Annotated in this window: 28 protein-coding genes; 3 read left to right on the top strand and 25 right to left on the bottom strand. The window is 54.5% G+C overall.

The annotated features are described in order from the left end of the window. Window positions 1-61 precede the first annotated feature (61 nt). Window positions 62-544: a 50S ribosomal protein L15 gene (gene rplO / locus ACEWL3_RS17375; protein WP_386184430.1), complete on the bottom strand. Its 483-nt coding sequence runs from the start codon at window positions 542-544 to the stop codon at window positions 62-64. Between the two features lie 169 nt (window positions 545-713). Here rplO and ACEWL3_RS17370 point away from each other — a divergent pair, with 169 nt between their 5' ends. Continuing rightward, window positions 714-1595, top strand: coding sequence for a hypothetical protein (locus tag ACEWL3_RS17370; RefSeq protein WP_386184432.1), 882 nt, complete (start codon window positions 714-716; stop codon window positions 1593-1595). A gap of 45 nt (window positions 1596-1640) precedes the next feature. On the opposite strand, the gene rpmD is transcribed toward ACEWL3_RS17370, so the two are convergent. The 11 genes from rpmD to rpmC all read right to left on the bottom strand — a co-directional run bounded on the left by rpmD (window position 1641) and on the right by rpmC (window position 5998). Next, the gene (rpmD, locus tag ACEWL3_RS17365; protein WP_386184434.1) at window positions 1641-1829 is read right to left on the bottom strand and encodes a 50S ribosomal protein L30; all 189 of its coding nucleotides are present in this window, start codon (window positions 1827-1829) and stop codon (window positions 1641-1643) included. A 12-nt stretch (window positions 1830-1841) separates the two neighbouring features. Beyond that, window positions 1842-2450 (bottom strand): 30S ribosomal protein S5, encoded by a 609-nt coding sequence (gene rpsE, locus ACEWL3_RS17360; protein WP_386184436.1) that lies wholly within the window; start codon window positions 2448-2450, stop codon window positions 1842-1844. A 141-nt stretch (window positions 2451-2591) separates the two neighbouring features. Next, window positions 2592-2951 (bottom strand): 50S ribosomal protein L18, encoded by a 360-nt coding sequence (rplR, locus tag ACEWL3_RS17355; RefSeq protein WP_386184438.1) that lies wholly within the window; start codon window positions 2949-2951, stop codon window positions 2592-2594. Window positions 2952-2962: 11 nt separating this feature from the next. Further along, window positions 2963-3496: a 50S ribosomal protein L6 gene (rplF, locus tag ACEWL3_RS17350; protein WP_386184441.1), complete on the bottom strand. Its 534-nt coding sequence runs from the start codon at window positions 3494-3496 to the stop codon at window positions 2963-2965. Between the two features lie 10 nt (window positions 3497-3506). Next, complete coding sequence (gene rpsH, locus ACEWL3_RS17345; RefSeq protein ID WP_386184444.1) at window positions 3507-3899, bottom strand: 30S ribosomal protein S8; 393 nt, start codon at window positions 3897-3899, stop codon at window positions 3507-3509. A 13-nt stretch (window positions 3900-3912) separates the two neighbouring features. Beyond that, entirely contained in the window at window positions 3913-4218 is a 306-nt protein-coding gene (gene rpsN / locus ACEWL3_RS17340; protein WP_114879825.1) for a 30S ribosomal protein S14, read from the bottom strand. Window positions 4219-4233: 15 nt separating this feature from the next. Next, window positions 4234-4797, bottom strand: coding sequence for a 50S ribosomal protein L5 (gene rplE / locus ACEWL3_RS17335; protein WP_386184448.1), 564 nt, complete (start codon window positions 4795-4797; stop codon window positions 4234-4236). Further along, window positions 4797-5102: a 50S ribosomal protein L24 gene (gene rplX, locus ACEWL3_RS17330; protein WP_114879827.1), complete on the bottom strand. Its 306-nt coding sequence runs from the start codon at window positions 5100-5102 to the stop codon at window positions 4797-4799. Before rplX ends, rplE begins: the two co-directional genes overlap by 1 nt. Further along, window positions 5102-5470 (bottom strand): 50S ribosomal protein L14, encoded by a 369-nt coding sequence (gene rplN / locus ACEWL3_RS17325; protein ID WP_013963207.1) that lies wholly within the window; start codon window positions 5468-5470, stop codon window positions 5102-5104. The genes rplX and rplN overlap by 1 nt, the downstream gene beginning before the upstream one ends. 69 nt (window positions 5471-5539) lie before the next feature. After that, a complete protein-coding gene (gene rpsQ / locus ACEWL3_RS17320; RefSeq protein ID WP_386184451.1) occupies window positions 5540-5779 on the bottom strand; it encodes a 30S ribosomal protein S17 in 240 nt (79 codons plus the stop codon). Between the two features lie 12 nt (window positions 5780-5791). Continuing rightward, on the bottom strand, window positions 5792-5998 hold the full coding sequence (rpmC, locus tag ACEWL3_RS17315) for a 50S ribosomal protein L29 (RefSeq protein WP_386184454.1): 207 nt from the start codon (window positions 5996-5998) through the stop codon (window positions 5792-5794). A gap of 200 nt (window positions 5999-6198) precedes the next feature. Between rpmC and ACEWL3_RS17310 the strand changes: the two genes are divergently transcribed. Together ACEWL3_RS17310 and ACEWL3_RS17305 are read left to right on the top strand one after the other, a co-directional pair. Continuing rightward, window positions 6199-6609, top strand: a complete 411-nt coding sequence (locus ACEWL3_RS17310) for a DUF6636 domain-containing protein (protein ID WP_386184456.1) — start codon at window positions 6199-6201, stop codon at window positions 6607-6609. A gap of 43 nt (window positions 6610-6652) precedes the next feature. After that, complete coding sequence (locus tag ACEWL3_RS17305; RefSeq protein ID WP_386184458.1) at window positions 6653-7273, top strand: TIGR02466 family protein; 621 nt, start codon at window positions 6653-6655, stop codon at window positions 7271-7273. Between the two features lie 239 nt (window positions 7274-7512). Here the strand turns inward: ACEWL3_RS17305 and rplP are convergent, their stop codons facing one another. The 13 genes from rplP to ACEWL3_RS17240 all read right to left on the bottom strand — a co-directional run. Continuing rightward, window positions 7513-7926 (bottom strand): 50S ribosomal protein L16, encoded by a 414-nt coding sequence (gene rplP, locus ACEWL3_RS17300; protein ID WP_114879832.1) that lies wholly within the window; start codon window positions 7924-7926, stop codon window positions 7513-7515. A gap of 11 nt (window positions 7927-7937) precedes the next feature. Beyond that, the gene (gene rpsC, locus ACEWL3_RS17295) at window positions 7938-8645 is read right to left on the bottom strand and encodes a 30S ribosomal protein S3 (protein WP_114879833.1); all 708 of its coding nucleotides are present in this window, start codon (window positions 8643-8645) and stop codon (window positions 7938-7940) included. Further along, window positions 8645-9025 (bottom strand): 50S ribosomal protein L22, encoded by a 381-nt coding sequence (gene rplV, locus ACEWL3_RS17290; protein WP_114879834.1) that lies wholly within the window; start codon window positions 9023-9025, stop codon window positions 8645-8647. Before rplV ends, rpsC begins: the two co-directional genes overlap by 1 nt. 3 nt (window positions 9026-9028) lie before the next feature. Then, window positions 9029-9307 (bottom strand): 30S ribosomal protein S19, encoded by a 279-nt coding sequence (rpsS, locus tag ACEWL3_RS17285; RefSeq protein WP_114879835.1) that lies wholly within the window; start codon window positions 9305-9307, stop codon window positions 9029-9031. A gap of 3 nt (window positions 9308-9310) precedes the next feature. After that, the gene (gene rplB, locus ACEWL3_RS17280; protein WP_114879836.1) at window positions 9311-10153 is read right to left on the bottom strand and encodes a 50S ribosomal protein L2; all 843 of its coding nucleotides are present in this window, start codon (window positions 10151-10153) and stop codon (window positions 9311-9313) included. A 231-nt stretch (window positions 10154-10384) separates the two neighbouring features. Then, entirely contained in the window at window positions 10385-11443 is a 1059-nt protein-coding gene (locus tag ACEWL3_RS17275; RefSeq protein ID WP_386184463.1) for a hypothetical protein, read from the bottom strand. Window positions 11444-11635: 192 nt separating this feature from the next. After that, window positions 11636-11842: a cold-shock protein gene (locus ACEWL3_RS17270; RefSeq protein WP_386184465.1), complete on the bottom strand. Its 207-nt coding sequence runs from the start codon at window positions 11840-11842 to the stop codon at window positions 11636-11638. A 255-nt stretch (window positions 11843-12097) separates the two neighbouring features. Further along, entirely contained in the window at window positions 12098-12394 is a 297-nt protein-coding gene (locus ACEWL3_RS17265; RefSeq protein WP_386184468.1) for a 50S ribosomal protein L23, read from the bottom strand. Further along, the gene (rplD, locus tag ACEWL3_RS17260; RefSeq protein WP_386184470.1) at window positions 12391-13008 is read right to left on the bottom strand and encodes a 50S ribosomal protein L4; all 618 of its coding nucleotides are present in this window, start codon (window positions 13006-13008) and stop codon (window positions 12391-12393) included. The genes ACEWL3_RS17265 and rplD overlap by 4 nt, the downstream gene beginning before the upstream one ends. Then, on the bottom strand, window positions 13005-13889 hold the full coding sequence (gene rplC, locus ACEWL3_RS17255) for a 50S ribosomal protein L3 (protein ID WP_386184472.1): 885 nt from the start codon (window positions 13887-13889) through the stop codon (window positions 13005-13007). The genes rplD and rplC overlap by 4 nt, the downstream gene beginning before the upstream one ends. Before the next feature lie 18 nt (window positions 13890-13907). Next, entirely contained in the window at window positions 13908-14225 is a 318-nt protein-coding gene (gene rpsJ / locus ACEWL3_RS17250; protein ID WP_005849850.1) for a 30S ribosomal protein S10, read from the bottom strand. A gap of 321 nt (window positions 14226-14546) precedes the next feature. Continuing rightward, entirely contained in the window at window positions 14547-15095 is a 549-nt protein-coding gene (locus ACEWL3_RS17245; protein ID WP_386184474.1) for a hypothetical protein, read from the bottom strand. A 209-nt stretch (window positions 15096-15304) separates the two neighbouring features. Beyond that, on the bottom strand, window positions 15305-15570 hold a 266-nt coding region (locus ACEWL3_RS17240), incomplete at its 5' end, for an EF-Tu C-terminal domain-related protein (RefSeq protein ID WP_492012010.1).

Here is a 15570-nt window from a genome sequence, read left to right as displayed (position 1 = left end):
TTAAGGAAAACTTGAAGTTATGTAAGCGGGACGCGGCCCGCTCACAAGCCTTAAGGCCGCTTTACGCGGTTGTTTCGGCCACTTTCGGTGCCGTGACGGTCAGGGTGCCGCCCGCTTTTTCCACCGCTTCGATCGCAGACTTGGATGCACCGGCAACCTGCAGGTCAACTTTCGAGGTGATGTCACCCTTGGCCAACACGCGGATACCATCAAGCTCGCGGCGAACGAGGCCGGAGGCGACAAGTGCCGCGCCGTCGATGGCTTTCTTCGCGTCGAGCTTTTTGGCGTCGATGAATTTCTGGATCAGACCAAGGTTCACAACCGCGTATGATTTGCGGTTCGGCTTGTTAAAGCCACGCTTTGGCAGACGTTGGTAGAGCGGCATCTGGCCGCCTTCATAGCCATTGATCGCCACACCCGAGCGGGATTTTTGACCTTTGATACCACGGCCACCCATCTTGCCGGTGCCCGAGCCCGGGCCACGACCAACGCGCTTGCGTTTCTTGGTGGCACCTTCGTTGTCTGAAAGTTCATGCAGTTTCATGTCGCTTCTCCTTTTGCCGGAAATGCTCCCCAGCGACGGGAGTGAGCAAACGCGGCGTTTACGATTCTATGCGGCGGTAAGGTGGCCACTGGGGGCGTATAGACGGGGGAGGTGTGGGGATCAAGGGTGTATGCTTGATTGCCCAATCTTCTGACTGTACTTAATAAGAATGGCAAATCTCACGGACAACCAGCTTAAAACTATAAAAAGGTTTGTCTCCCACCCTTCCGGTTTGGGATACGTTCTAAATTACTCAAACAACTCATTTTCAAGTTGGTTTCGTGACAATTGGAACGTCAACATCGATTGGGAAGAATATACGAATGGTGAATTGTCAAAAGGGGACCGACTACTTTCATTTTGCGCCAAGGCTGATGTAGATTTGGTTAGCTCGGTACTTCGTCGCCTCTATGACGAAGCAATTGAATTAGATATTGAGACTTCTGAGCAAGTCACAGTTCAAACGGTCAGGAGTTTTCAACAAATACTTTTGACACTTGAGGCGCAGGCCACGATCAAAGGTAATACCTCCCAACCCAAAGGCTTTTCAAAAGAAACCGTACTCAGGAATGTAAAAAACAGCAGGCCGAGCATCATACTCGTTGTGTCTGGGACTATTGAAAGGCTCGCTGAATTTCGAGAGGTCGTTCGCGCTGATAATGCTCTGGGTGCAACACAGCCAGAAACAAAAGATCGTCTGCTGAAGTTACTAGATGCACTTAGCGTCCATTTGGAAAATCTGCTCAAACTTGTACCAATGATTGATCAAGAAGTATCAGGCGAACAAGGTAGCCAAATTGTTAAATGGACCGATCAGTATGTGAACGCAGCATTACCTAAACTCCAAGAATACGTATCTCCAGAAGCACTTGGAAGAACATCCGTTCCGGCTGGGCTGATTCTACTTTGCGGTGGAATTGGCTCGCTTTTAACTGGTTTTAGCCCAATTGGGTTTGGAGCGGGTAGCATTGTAGGAAAGATGTTGGTCGGTGAAATGAAGAGCGGTGCCGCCGCTGATGAATTGCAAGATCGGTTCTCAGGCGAGAAATAAAAACGCCCCGCAGTTTCCCACGGGGCGTTCAAATCACGGTGGGTTTCACCCTTTTTCTTCCAAAATCTCGACCATGTGTGAAATCTTGTTGATCATGCCGCGCACGGCTGGGGTGTCTTCCAGTTCGCGCACACGGTGCATTTTGTTCAGGCCCAGACCAATCAGAGTCTGTTTCTGTTTGGCGGGGCGGCGGATCGGGGAACCGATCTGCTTGATGACGATTGTTTTTGCCATGATGCTCAGTCCTTATACGTCTGCTGTCGCAGAAGCGGACGGGCTGTTGTGGGCCACATCGCTTTGCTCGTCGATTTTGACGTCGGTTTTCGGCAGGATGTCCGCCACCTTCTTGCCGCGACGCTGTGCGACAGAGCGAGGTGAAGATTCCTTGCGCAATCCGTCCATGGTGGCGCGGATCATGTTGTAGGGGTTCTGCGAGCCGATGGACTTGGACACAACGTCCTTGATGCCCAGCATTTCGAATACGGCACGCATTGGACCACCGGCGATGATCCCGGTACCTTCCGGGGCCGTCCGCATCACAACGCGTCCAGCGCCGTGGCGACCTTCCATGTCGTGGTGCAATGTCCGACCTTCGCGCAGTTGCACGCGGATCATCTGACGCTTGGCCTGCTCTGTGGCTTTGCGAATGGCCTCAGGCACTTCTTTCGCTTTACCTTTGCCAAAGCCTACGCGGCCCTTTTGATCGCCAACAACGACCAGTGCGGCAAAGCCGAAGCGCTTACCACCCTTGACGGTCTTGGACACACGGTTGATCGCGACAAGGCGGTCCTGGAACTCAGGCGTCTCATCACGTTGGTTACGGCGGTTGCCGCCACGGTTGTCGTCTCTGGCCATGGGTGGCCTCCTTGATCTGCGGGCCTGCTGCCCGATTTTTCCAACCGAAGTGCCGAACCGGCCCCGGTCATCGAAGGTGCGCAGTGAATGCACACCCTACAGTGCTGTCGTAGGGTGCGCATTCACTGCGCACCGCCGTTCTTATATCTTCAGACCGCCTTCGCGTGCGGCGTCTGCCAGTGCTTTTACCTTGCCGTGGAACAGGAAACCGCCCCGGTCAAAATATGCGCTTTCAACGCCAGCCTTCTTGGCGCGTTCAGCAATTGCCGAACCCACTTTGGTGGCCGCGTCGATGTTATTCTTGCCCACAACACCCAGCGCTTTTTCAAGCGAGGATGCGGAAGCAACAGTTGTGCCAGCCACATCGTCGATCAATTGAACGCTGATGTTCTTGTTGGAGCGGTGAACGGAAAGACGCATGCGCCCTGCGTTCACTTTGCGAAGTTTGTTCCGAACGCGCATGCGGCGCTTGAGGAACAGTTGTCTTTTGGTGTTTGCCATGTTCCCGGTCCTTACTTCTTCTTGCCTTCTTTGCGGAAGACGAACTCACCCTTATAGCGAATGCCTTTGCCCTTATAGGGCTCGGGCTTGCGCCATGCGCGGATGTTCGCAGCGACCTGACCAACAAGCTGTTCGTCAATGCCTTCCACAATGATTTCGGTTTGCTTTGGCGCAGTTACAGTCACACCCTCGGGTGCGGTGTAATCCACGTCGTGGCTGAGGCCGAGGTTTAGTTTCAGTGTGTTCCCGGTGATCGCGGCACGATAACCAACACCCTGAATCTCCAACTCTTTCTTAAAGCCATCCGTCACGCCTGTGACCAAATTTGCAACCATTGTGCGGCTCATGCCCCACTGCTGGCGCGCGCGCTTGGATTTGCCACGGGGCATCACGGATACGGAATTGTCGTCGACTGTGATCGTGACATCATCCGTTGCTTTGAAAGTGCGGGTCCCCTTGGGGCCTTTCACTTCAATGGTCTGGCCGCTCACCGATGCCGTAACACCGCTGGGCAGATCAACCGCTTTTTTACCAATACGAGACATCTTGCTCTCCTCAGAATACGGTACAGAGCACTTCGCCGCCAACGTTCTGGCTGCGTGCGCTTTGATCCGACATCACACCCTTGGGGGTGGAGACAATCGACACGCCAAGGCCCTGACGGACCACCGGAATGTCATTGACGCCCATATAGACGCGGCGACCGGGCTTTGAGACCCGCTTCAATTCGCGAATAACAGGTTCGCCCTCGTAGTATTTCAGGCTGATTTCGATGGCCGGGTGGCCGTCTTTACCAGTTGTTGCTTCATAGCCACGGATGTAGCCCTCGTCTGCCAGCACGTCCAACACCCATGCACGCAGCTTGGAAGCTGGTGTCATAACTGTGGATTTGCCGCGCATCGAAGAGTTACGGATGCGTGTCAGCATATCTGCGATAGGATCGTTCATCTGATGCGCTCCCTTACCAGCTTGACTTGACCATGCCGGGGATCTGGCCAGCAGAGCCAAGATCCCGCAGCGCGATCCGCGAAATTTTTAGTTTACGATAATAAGCGTGCGGACGGCCCGTCAGCTGGCAACGGTTGTGCAAACGCACAGCCGAAGAGTTGCGGGGTAGTTTCGCCAGCGCGAGGGATGCGCGAAAACGCTCTTCCATCGGCTTTTCCTGGTCGCTTACAATCGCCTTCAAGGCAGCACGCTTTTCGGCGTACTTCTTGACCAGTGCTTCACGCTTTTTCTCGCGTGCGATCATAGATTTCTTAGCCATGTCTAATCCTTCCGCTTACGAATTGAAGGGCATGTTGAAAGCTTTCAACAGCGCCTTGGCTTCGTCGTCGGTTTTCGCCGTTGTGGCGATCACGATGTCCATTCCCCAGTTTTCGTCGATCTTATCAAAATCGATTTCAGGGAACACGAGGTGCTCTTTGAGGCCCATGGCATAGTTGCCACGCCCATCAAAAGACTTGCCCGATACGCCGCGAAAGTCGCGGATACGGGGCATTGCAACCGTGATCAGACGATCCAGGAATTCGTACATGCGATCGCCGCGCAGGGTCACTTTCGCGCCCATTGGCATTTCTTCACGTACACGGAAACCAGCGATAGATTTCTTGGCAATGGTCGTCATGGCCTTTTGGCCCGCGATCAGTGTCAGGTCTTCTTGCGCGGATTTGGCTTTCTTACTGTCACGGACAGCAGCAGCACCACAGCCGATGTTCAGAACGATCTTGTCCAAGCGCGGAATTTGCATCCCGTTCTTGTAACCAAACTGCTCTTTCATCGCGGCGCGGATGGTGTCGTTGTAAACGCCCTTCAACCGAGGCGTATATGTTGCGGTATCAAGCATCAGATCACATCCCCTGTTGTCTTGGCGAATCGGACTTTCTTGTCGCCGTCCATTTTGAATCCCACGCGGCTTGCTTTGCCATTGGCATCTGCAATTGCGAGGTTGCTCAGGTCAATCGGCATCGCCTTGGGGATGCGGCCCCCCTGGCTTTCTTGTGATTGACGTGTGGCGCGGATGGAAATGTTGATGCCGTCCACGATGGCTTTGTTCGACTTTGGGTCAACAGACGTAATGCTGCCTGTCTTGCCCTTGTCCTTACCAGCCAACACGATGACCTTGTCACCTTTGCGAAGTTTAGCAGCCATTACAGCACCTCCGGCGCAAGCGAAATGATCTTCATGAAGTTTTTTGCACGCAACTCACGTACAACCGGGCCAAAGATACGTGTACCGATGGGCTCGTTGTTGTTGTTGAGGATAACGGCGGCGTTGCGATCGAAACGGATGGCAGTGCCATCGTCACGACGTACTTCTTTGGCGGTGCGAACAACGACGGCCTTACGGACGTCGCCTTTTTTCACACGACCGCGAGGGATGGCTTCCTTGACCGACACGACAATAATGTCGCCGACGGATGCGTATTTACGCTTGGAACCACCCAGTACCTTGATGCACTGAACTCGGCGCGCGCCTGAGTTGTCAGCAACATCCAGGTTGGTCTGCATCTGGATCATTTGGTTTCTCCCGACCTTTGGGGCGCGATGCGTGCGTGATCCCCAGGGTTTCGATTAAGTGGGCGTGGTTCAGGCCTCAGCGGCTTGCAACACTTCCCAACGTTTGGTTTTCGACTTTGGTGCACATTCGATGATGCGAACGCTGTCGCCCACTTTGAATGTGTTGTTCTCATCGTGGGCCCGGTATTTCTTGGACTTACGAATGGTCTTCTTTAGAACCGGGTGCGTAAAGCGGCGCTCTACGGATACGGTCACGGTCTGGGCGTTGGCGTCCGATGTTACGGTACCTGTCAGGATACGCTTGGGCATTTCTCAGGCTCCTTATTCTTCGGATGCTGCAGCAGCAGCTTTTTGGTTCAACACGGTGTGCACACGGGCCACGTCACGCTTGACGGTGCGCAGACGGGCTGCGTTTTCCAGCTGGCCTGTGGCCTGCTGAAAACGCAGGTTGAACGATTCTTTTTTCAGGTTCACAAGTTCGTCGCGGAGCTGGTCCGGCGTCTTGTCATGTAGTTCGCTGGCTTTCATTGCCATCTTCCTTTTCAACATCACCGGAGGGCCGCAAAAGCGTGACCCTGATTCCCGGTGGAGTGGGGTGAAGTGCGCCGTATAGGGGGGTTTCATGGCCCGCGCAACCCCCTGCGCAGGGCGATGGCCGCAACCCAAGACAGATCGGCGCAATTACGTTATTCTACAGGTTCGAACACCGATTTAGATAGGAGCCTATTATGTCCATCCGCCTGTTCTGCGCACTCGCATTTTTATCATCCCCTGTCCATGCGGACGTCTGGAGTTTCAACACCCCATCGGGAAACATCGAATGTATCGTAGGCGAAGGGTTCGAAGGCTCCGACATCGAATGCACGATCTACAAACGCAGCGCGCCTGCCAAGGTCGCCGCACTGGCCGGATGTCCACTGAGCCGGGGAATCACATTTTGGATGAATGACACAGGCGGCGTGCGCGGCGCATGTGCCGCGGCGGGTGCGCGCCCAACCGGGACGCAGGGCGTCGCCGAATACAATGTAGAAGGCAAATTCGGTGGCTTTACCTGTTACTCCGCAACGTCCGGGCTGCAATGTCGTAATGAGAGTGGCCATGGGTTTCACCTCTCGCGGGCCAATCAAATGGCGTTTTGATCCACACTATCGCATCGGCGGATCGGATAAGGTATGAAACGTCATGTCTGAAATCAAATCGCTCTTTGCCACCCGCCTTTATCACGCCGCTCTTTCAGAGCAGGGTAATCCTATTGACGCGGAGGAATTAGAGGATTCATGCCTGTCTGTTGCCGAAGATGACGAAGCGGGTCAGAACTGGTGCGCGGAAAACGATTTTCCGGGCTACACCTCTTACGCGTCCCTGACCGACCTGCCCTGGCGCTTTCCGATCTTCAAGGACCTCAAGAAGGTGCTGGATAAACATGTTAAGGTATTTGCCAAGGATCTGGCCTTTGATCTGGATGGCAAAAAACTGAAGCTTGAGGACCTGTGGATCAACATCCTTCCCCGAGGCGGTATTCACACGGCGCACATCCATCCCCATTCGGTGATTTCCGGCACAACCTATGTGGCCATGCCCGACGGTGCCAGCGCGATCAAGTTCGAGGACCCCCGACTGGCCATGATGATGGCCGCGCCCGCGCGGGTGAAAGATGCACGCGAGGAAATGCGGACATTCTTGTATATCGCGCCGCAGGTGGGCGATGTGTTGTTGTGGGAAAGCTGGTTAAGGCACGAGGTGCCGATGAACTTGGTGGATGAGGACCGGGTGTCAGTGAGCTTTAATTACGGGTGGGGGTAGCAGGCCCGGCTCTAATAGAACACCGCGCCCGAACCGAAAGGCAGGAAGCAAAGTGCCCGCCCCTCGCCCGAAAGTAATTTTAGACTTCGCGTGAGTAAAGGAAGCCTATCCCCCAAACAGGTAAGAAAGCGAAACCCCCACCGCTTGCGCGACGGGGGTTTCCTTAACTCTACCGTAAGCGGAACGCGCATTCTCAAGAGAATGCGCTGCCTTCGCCGCGTCGCCCTAAAGGGTGACGGTTACCAGTCTTCGCGTACAACGACCCGTGTCTTGATCGGCAGCTTCATCGCGGCCAGACGCAGGGCTTCACGTGCGATATCATCGTTCACGCCGTCGATTTCGAACATCACCCGGCCCGGTTTGACCCGGCAGGCCCAGAAATCGACAGAACCTTTACCTTTACCCATACGGACTTCGGTTGGTTTTGACGTCACTGGCAAATCCGGGAAAATCCGGATCCAGACTCGGCCCTGACGCTTCATGTGGCGCGTCATGGCACGACGTGCCGCTTCGATCTGGCGTGCGGTGACACGCTCAGGCTCGGTTGCCTTAAGACCATAGGTGCCGAAGTTCAGGTCAGACCCGCCCTTTGCCAGACCCTTGATCTTGCCTTTGTGCTGCTTGCGGAATTTCGTCCGTTTTGGCTGTAGCATCTATCTACTCCTTAACGCCGACCGCCGGCACCGCGAGGTGCTGGGCCGTCTTGAAGTTCCTGTGCCTTGCGGTCACGCGCGGCGGGATCATGTTCCATGATCTCACCTTTGAAGATCCACGTCTTGATGCCGATGATGCCATAAGCAGTCATCGCCTCAACATGGGCGTAATCAATGTCGGCACGCAATGTGTGCAACGGCACGCGACCTTCACGGTACCATTCAGTCCGCGCAATCTCTGCGCCGCCCAAACGACCGGCAAGGTTCACACGGATGCCCAAAGACCCCATGCGCATGGCGTTCTGCACGGCACGTTTCATGGCGCGGCGGAAAGACACCCGGCGTTCCAATTGCTGTGCAATGCTTTCACCAACCAATGCCGCGTCCAGCTCTGGCTTGCGAACCTCAACGATGTTGAGGTGCAGGTCAGACTTGGTGATCTTGGCGATTTTCTGACGCAGACCTTCGATGTCTGCCCCTTTCTTGCCTATGATCACGCCGGGGCGTGCGGTGTGGATCGTGACGCGGCACTTTTTGTGCGGACGTTCAATGATCACACGGCTGATGCCCGCTTGCTTGCATTCTTCTTTGACGAAGGCGCGGATGGCGAGGTCTTCGAGCAGAAGATCACCATAGTCCTTTGTATCAGCGTACCAGCGGCTGTCCCAGGTGCGGTTGACCTGAAGGCGCATGCCGATCGGGTTTACTTTGTTACCCATTATGCTTGCTCCTCAACTTGACGCACGACGATTGTAATCTCTGAGAACGGCTTGATGATCTTGCCGAAACGGCCGCGCGCACGCGGGCGACCGCGCTTCATGATCAGGTTCTTGCCAACATAAGCTTCGGCAACGACCAGTTCATCAACGTCGAGGTTGTGGTTGTTTTCGCCGTTTGCAATCGCGGACTGAAGACATTTCTTCACATCTGCTGCGATCCGCTTTTTCGAGAAGGTAAGGTCCGTCAGGGCCTTGTCCACCTTCTTGCCGCGGATCAATGCGGCGACGAGGTTCAGTTTCTGCGGCGACGTCCGCAACATGCGCAGTTTTGCACGTGCTTCATTGTCTGCCACGCGGCGGGGATTTTTATCCTTGCTCATGGCTTATTTCCGCTTCGCTTTTTTGTCGGCGGCATGACCGTAGTAAGTCCGTGTTGGTGAATATTCACCAAACTTCTGACCGATCATGTCTTCGCTGACGTTTACAGGGATGTGCTTGTGACCGTTGTACACACCGAACGTCAGACCAACAAACTGTGGCAGGATCGTTGAACGGCGCGACCAGATTTTGATCACTTCACTGCGACCGCTTTCGCGGGAGGCTTCGGCCTTTTTGAGGACATAAGAGTCAACAAAAGGACCTTTCCATACTGAACGAGACATAAATTAACGCCCCTTCTTCTTGGCGTGGCGTGACCGGATAATCAGTGCACTTGACGCTTTTTTCTTGTTCCGGGTTTTTGCACCCTTAGTCGGCTTGCCCCAAGGCGTAACCGGATGACGACCACCAGATGTCCGGCCTTCACCACCACCGTGCGGGTGGTCGATCGGGTTCATCACGACACCACGTACAGAGGGGCGGATGCCCTTGTGACGCATGCGGCCCGCTTTACCGTAGTTCTGGTTGGAGTTGTCGGGGTTGGACACGGCACCAACGGTGGCCATACATTCCTGACGCACCAAGCGCAATTCACCCGATGACAGGCGGATCTGAGCATAGCCACCATCACGACCAACGAATTGGGCGTATGTACCGGCTGCACGCGCGATCTGACCACCCTTGCCGGGTTTCATCTCGATGTTGTGGATGATGGTACCGATGGGCATACCAGAGAACGGCATCGCGTTGCCGGGCTTGATGTCTGCCTTGGCGCTGGCGATCACCTTGTCACCAACAGCCAGACGCTGTGGCGCGAGGATATAGGCCTGCTCACCATCTTCGTATTGAATCAGTGCGATAAACGCGGTCCGGTTCGGGTCATATTCGATCCGAGCGACCACAGCGGACATGTCCAGCTTGTTACGCTTGAAATCAACGATACGGTAAAGGCGCTTTGCCCCACCGCCTTTGCGACGCATTGTGATCCGTCCGGTGTTGTTCCGTCCGCCGTGTTTTGAAAGTCCCTCAGTGAGGGCCTTAACGGGGCGACCTTTCCAAAGCTCCGAACGGTCAATCAGTACCAGCCCACGCTGGCCCGGCGTCGTCGGTTTGTACGACTTGAGTGCCATGTTGTCTGTCTTCCGTTTTGCTTGTCAGCCACGCGAGGGCGGCTATGGTTTATAGGCCCCCGTAGGTGCCCGGTTAGAGTGGCGCGGTGCGCTTGAAGGCACACCCTACCGATTGTCCGTAGGGTGCGCATTCATGCGCACCATCAAGACAACAACAAAGCCCCAGACGAATCTGGGGCATGCCGATGGGGTCGTTTAGGGGGGATGGGGGTGAGGGTCAAGGGTGCTGATCTAAGGAACGATCTCTGCATAGTCTTCCATAGAGCCAATGCTCAGAAATTTTGGTTCTGCTTCTAACGCGTCACCAATAGGCCGTAGAACAATTCGATGTTCTTTTTGATAAGAAAATGCAAAGTGTTTCATCATTTCCGGTAACAGAGGGCCATTTGGTCGCCATCTGAATGGATCAAAATAACTCACCGGACCATGATAAACATTTGCTTGACCAAACTCCTTCTTGAAAGCCTTTTTCACTTTTCGTGCAAAAAATTCAGCATCCCGAATTATCAACGCTGCATCTGCCTCAAAGTCAGTGGGCATTCTTTGGTCAAGATCAAGGCAGCTTGAGAACAAGAAATAGTCAGGCACAACAATTGGCAGCGTAATAGCGCCACCTTCAATCGGTAGATTTTTGCCTTCATAGTTGACGTGAGTTTGTCCAGCGAGCGCCTCTCGCACAGCCGGTATCCTTATTTTCTTTTCTGTCTCAAGATCACGGACTGATTTGAGGTGACTTCCGCGGGCATAATAGCTAGCCGGAGCCAATCTCAACCGTCCTTCTTTCAACATTGGCTCCAAGAACTCTCGGCGCGAAAACTTCACAATGCTATTGTTGAGGCGCTTTGGCATGTCTTTGAACATTGCAACGCCGGGCGGCTCTCCATCCGCAAAATACTTGGATAGCTCGGCAGTGCCCATGTTCACACAATCACCTTCGACACCGCCCCGGGCGGCAAATGCCTCAAGCATATGTGTAAACGCTTCCGTCATCGAACCAGGTTTCGTCAGTTCACCTACGTCCATGCCTATCTTCCCTTCTTCAGTAAGGGTCGATGTATTTGCAAATACATCGACCCAGCGCTCTCGAAGCTCCACTTCCGAGCACAAAAGCAAATAGGGATGTTGAAGATATTGGGCGCGCCAGAGGTCGCTTCTCGGAAGTCCGCCTCTCTCTTTGTGGATGCGCTCGTATTCGCTTAGTCGAGTTCTGTACCAATCGAGCACTGCTGTTGGTTCGGGACCTCCAAGTGCTGATGACACTAGAGTTTGCCCAAGTGGAAAACGGGCCATAAAATCATCCACTCAACTCATTTACATGCCATCATGGAGGGCGACAAAGGTTTCGACAAGTCGTAGCAAACGTTCGGGTGTGCAGAAACTGCGCGCCAAGCCAACTATTCCACAAACAAAAAAAGGCGCAGCCCTAAAGCCACGCCCCCTCAATTCTCTCAAACATCGGCCCCTTACGGAGCCAACACCAGCTTACGCCAGAACGATGTTTGTCGCTGATTCACGGCCGTCGCGGCCGGCTTCGATGTCGAAAGTAACTTTCTGATCATCGGACAGACCTGTGAGGCCCGCTTGCTCAACGGCAGAGATGTGTACAAACACGTCTTTGCTGCCGCCATCGGGAGCGATAAAACCGAAACCTTTAGTGGTGTTGAACCATTTTACTGTACCAGTGGCCATTTTAGTATTCCTTAAGATGTGCTGCCCGCAGAATGCGGCAGGTCGGCTAAGTCAGTGAAAGATCGAATGACTGAGCCCAAAAGGAGCAGTAATGCCGATAGATATAGTAACGTCGCATGCACCACATGGGGCATTGGCCGCACAATAGCAAGCATCTTTATTCACAAGCGCTTAACAGGCCAGCACCCGCCTACCCTCAAACGCAAAAGGCCCCCGCAGGTGCGAGGGCCTTTTAATCACGCGTGTCTGACCGGATCAGAGACCGGTGGAGACGTCGATGGTGTTGCCTTCTTCGAGCGTCACATAGGCCTTTTTCACGTCCTTGCGGCGGCCCATCTGGCCCCGGAAACGTTTGACCTTGCCTTTGGTGATGGTCGTGTTAACGGCCTTCACCTTGACACCAAAGAGCGCCTCAACGGCCTCTTTGATCATCGGCTTGTTGCTCTCCATTGCAACTTCGAACACAACTGCGTTGTTCTCTGACGCCATGGTTGCTTTTTCCGTGATGATCGGCTTGCGGATCACGTCGTAGTGAGTGTGCTTGGCGGTCATTTCAAACGGGCCTCCAGTGCTTCGATACCCGCTTTGGTGATCACAAGTGTATCACGCTTGAGGATATCATAGACGTTTGCACCCATCGTTGGCAGGATATCCAGACCTTCGATGTTACGTGCGGCTTGCAGAAAGTTCTCATTCACGGTTGCGCCATCAATGATCAACGCGCGCTTCCAGCCCAGGGATTTCACCTGTTTGGCCAAAGCGGCGGTTTTCCCATCGGATGAGGCGTCGTCAATGATGACCAATGATCCCGCTTTCATCTTGGCAGAAAGCGCGTGGCGCAGGCCAAGTTTGCGGAACTTTTTGGTCAGCTCGTGGCCGTGGCTGCGGGGCGTTGGGCCCTTATAGACACCACCACCGCGGAAGATCGGTGCAGAACGTGCGCCGTGGCGTGCGCCGCCGGTGCCTTTCTGACGATAGATCTTCTTGGTCGAATAGCTGACCTCGCGACGAGTCTTTACCTTGTGCGTACCGGCCTGTGCGTTGTTGCGCTGCCAGCGCACGACGCGGTGCAGGATGTCGGCACGTGGCTCGAGGCCAAACAGGGCCTCGTCCAGATCTACCGAACCGGCCTTGCCGCCGTCGAGTTTGATGACATCAAGTTTCATTCGTCACCTTCCTTCTTCGTAGGGTCCAAAGCCTCGCTTTGGTCACCGGCTTCTGCTTTGTCAGACGCAATATCGGCCTCTGCGGCTTTCAGTGCTTCTGCTTCGGCTGCTGCCTGCTCTTCAGCAAGGCGTGCTGCTTCTGCTTCTGCTTCGGCTGCGGCGGCTGCGGCGGCTGCATCAGCGGCTTTCGCGGCTTCTGCTGCTGCAGATTTCAGAGCGGCTGGCACGATGGCGCTTTCAGGGAACGGCTTTTTCACCGCATCCTTGACAGTAACCCATCCCCCCTTGGAGCCAGGCACAGCGCCCTTGACCATGATCAGACCACGCGCAGAGTCAGTTTTGACAACTTCGAGGTTCTGTGTGGTAACACGGGCAGCGCCCATGTGACCGGCCATTTTCTTGCCTTTGAAAACCTTGCCGGGATCCTGACACTGACCGGTTGAACCATGTGAACGGTGAGAGATCGACACACCGTGTGTAGCACGCAGACCGCCAAAGTTGTGGCGCTTCATTGCACCGGCAAAACCTTTACCGATAGATGTGCCTGCAACGTCAACGTACTGACCTGCGAAATAATGGTCCGCGATGATTTCCTCACCCACGTCCAGCATCGCATCCGCATCAACGCGGAATTCAGCAACTTTACGCTTTGGTTCAACCTTTGCTGCTGCAAAGTGACCGCGCATCGCTTGGCTTGTGCGTTTCACTTTTGCGGTACCGGCACCGAGCTGAACAGCAACATAGCCGTCCTTTTCGATGGTACGCTGTGCAACAACCTGAAGGTTATCGAGCTGAAGAACGGTCACAGGGATCTGCTTTCCGTCTTCCATGAACAGACGGGTCATGCCCATCTTTTTTGCAATAACGCCTGAGCGCAACATAATATTACCCTCCTACGTTTATGACTGCAGCTTGATCTCGACGTCCACACCAGCGGCGAGGTCGAGCTTCATCAGCGCGTCAACGGTCTGGGGGGTCGGATCAACGATATCCAGCAAACGCTTGTGCGTGCGGATTTCGAACTGGTCACGGGATTTCTTGTCTACGTGGGGTCCACGCAAAACGGTGAATTTTTCGATCTTGTTCGGCAGCGGAATGGGTCCGCGAACAGATGCGCCGGTGCGTTTGGCAGTGTTGACGATTTCCTGAGTGGAGGCATCAAGCACCCGGTAATCAAACGCCTTCAGGCGGATGCGGATGTTCTGGCTTTGAGCCATGTGCATATCCCTTACGATTGGGATGTCAACGGATTGGAGGGGGAGCGCTCATCGCCCCGCCTCATCGCGTCTTGTTGTGTAAGTGAAACGGGGCGCAATGGATGCACCCCGAGTCAGTGAGGGTGCTATAGGGGAGTGCGGTCGAGGTGGCAAGGGGGATTTACAGAACTTAGAACCTAGTTGGCTGACTTAGGGTGTGCCAGAATTTCAGGTGCCAACTTTCTGCAATTCGTTGCATATTGGCGAGACAGCCGGTTGCTTTGGATGAACCGGGTCCCAAAGCTGGCTTTCAGATTATCTACGGATTCTCAGGACGCCCAGTTACTCCACCCGTTTCAAAAACGCCTTAATCTCTTTTTCGGGAAGGTGGTGAGCGGTTCTGCGGAATACCAGATCCAAACCACCTGCCGCCAGCGTCCGATGATATTCCTGCATTTCGTAGTCCCCCGCCTCATTGATGAAAAGCGAAAAGACCGTGAATGTATCATCCTCTATCCGGGCCCAGACATAGGGCTCTCCCGCCAGTGGATTAAGGGGAACGGCTTTCCCGAAAACATTGTTTTTCATCGCTGAGCCGTAAATATTGGCCCTGTCGCTTGGGATAAACTCGATGGTGTAGGTCTTTTCCTTTTTCCGCCCATCGCTCTTGTAGGTCACGGACGTCCAGGTGACGCTAAAGCCCTTTTTCGTCGGCACAATCGTCGCGCTCATGTCGCGGTGTTCGTTTTTTCCTTCATAGACGAATTCAGCAGTCCCGGAATACGTCCCAAGAAACCGGTCAATGTCCGCCGCCAATCCCATGGCAGGCAGCATGGCAAACAACAGAATGAATACGTGGCGAAGGTAAGGGGAGAAGTATTTCATGACCATATGATAGCGCAGTTTGAACCAGATGTCAGCGCGTGACGGCGGTTTTGGCCGAATTGTGATCTCACCCGATTGCGTTCTTGCAGGTTCGGCTTGTGGGTGGCGTTGTCTGGTGGGGTTTTGTCTGCTGTTGGCAACGCAAAAAGGCCGCAGCGTGTGCTGCGGCCTTTGATGTTTCAGATGCGGTTGCGTGCCGCAGCGAGGGCCGGGGCCTACTCGGTGATTTTGGAAACCACGCCCGCACCCACGGTCCGGCCACCTTCGCGGATCGCAAAGCGCAGCCCGTCTTCCATCGCAATCGGTGCGATCAGTTCAACGTCGAACTGAAGGTTGTCGCCCGGCATCACCATTTCTGTGCCCTCGGGCAGGTTCACGGTGCCGGTCACATCCGTCGTGCGGAAGTAGAACTGCGGACGGTAGTTGGCAAAGAACGGCGTGTGACGGCCACCCTCTTCCTTGGTCAGGATATACGCCTCGG

This window comes from Sulfitobacter sediminivivens, assembly GCF_042611115.2.
Classification (GTDB): Bacteria; Pseudomonadota; Alphaproteobacteria; order Rhodobacterales; family Rhodobacteraceae; genus Sulfitobacter; species Sulfitobacter sediminivivens.
The sequence above is the reverse complement of the archived record's forward strand: the minus strand, read 5'-3'. Positions and strand labels throughout refer to the sequence as shown.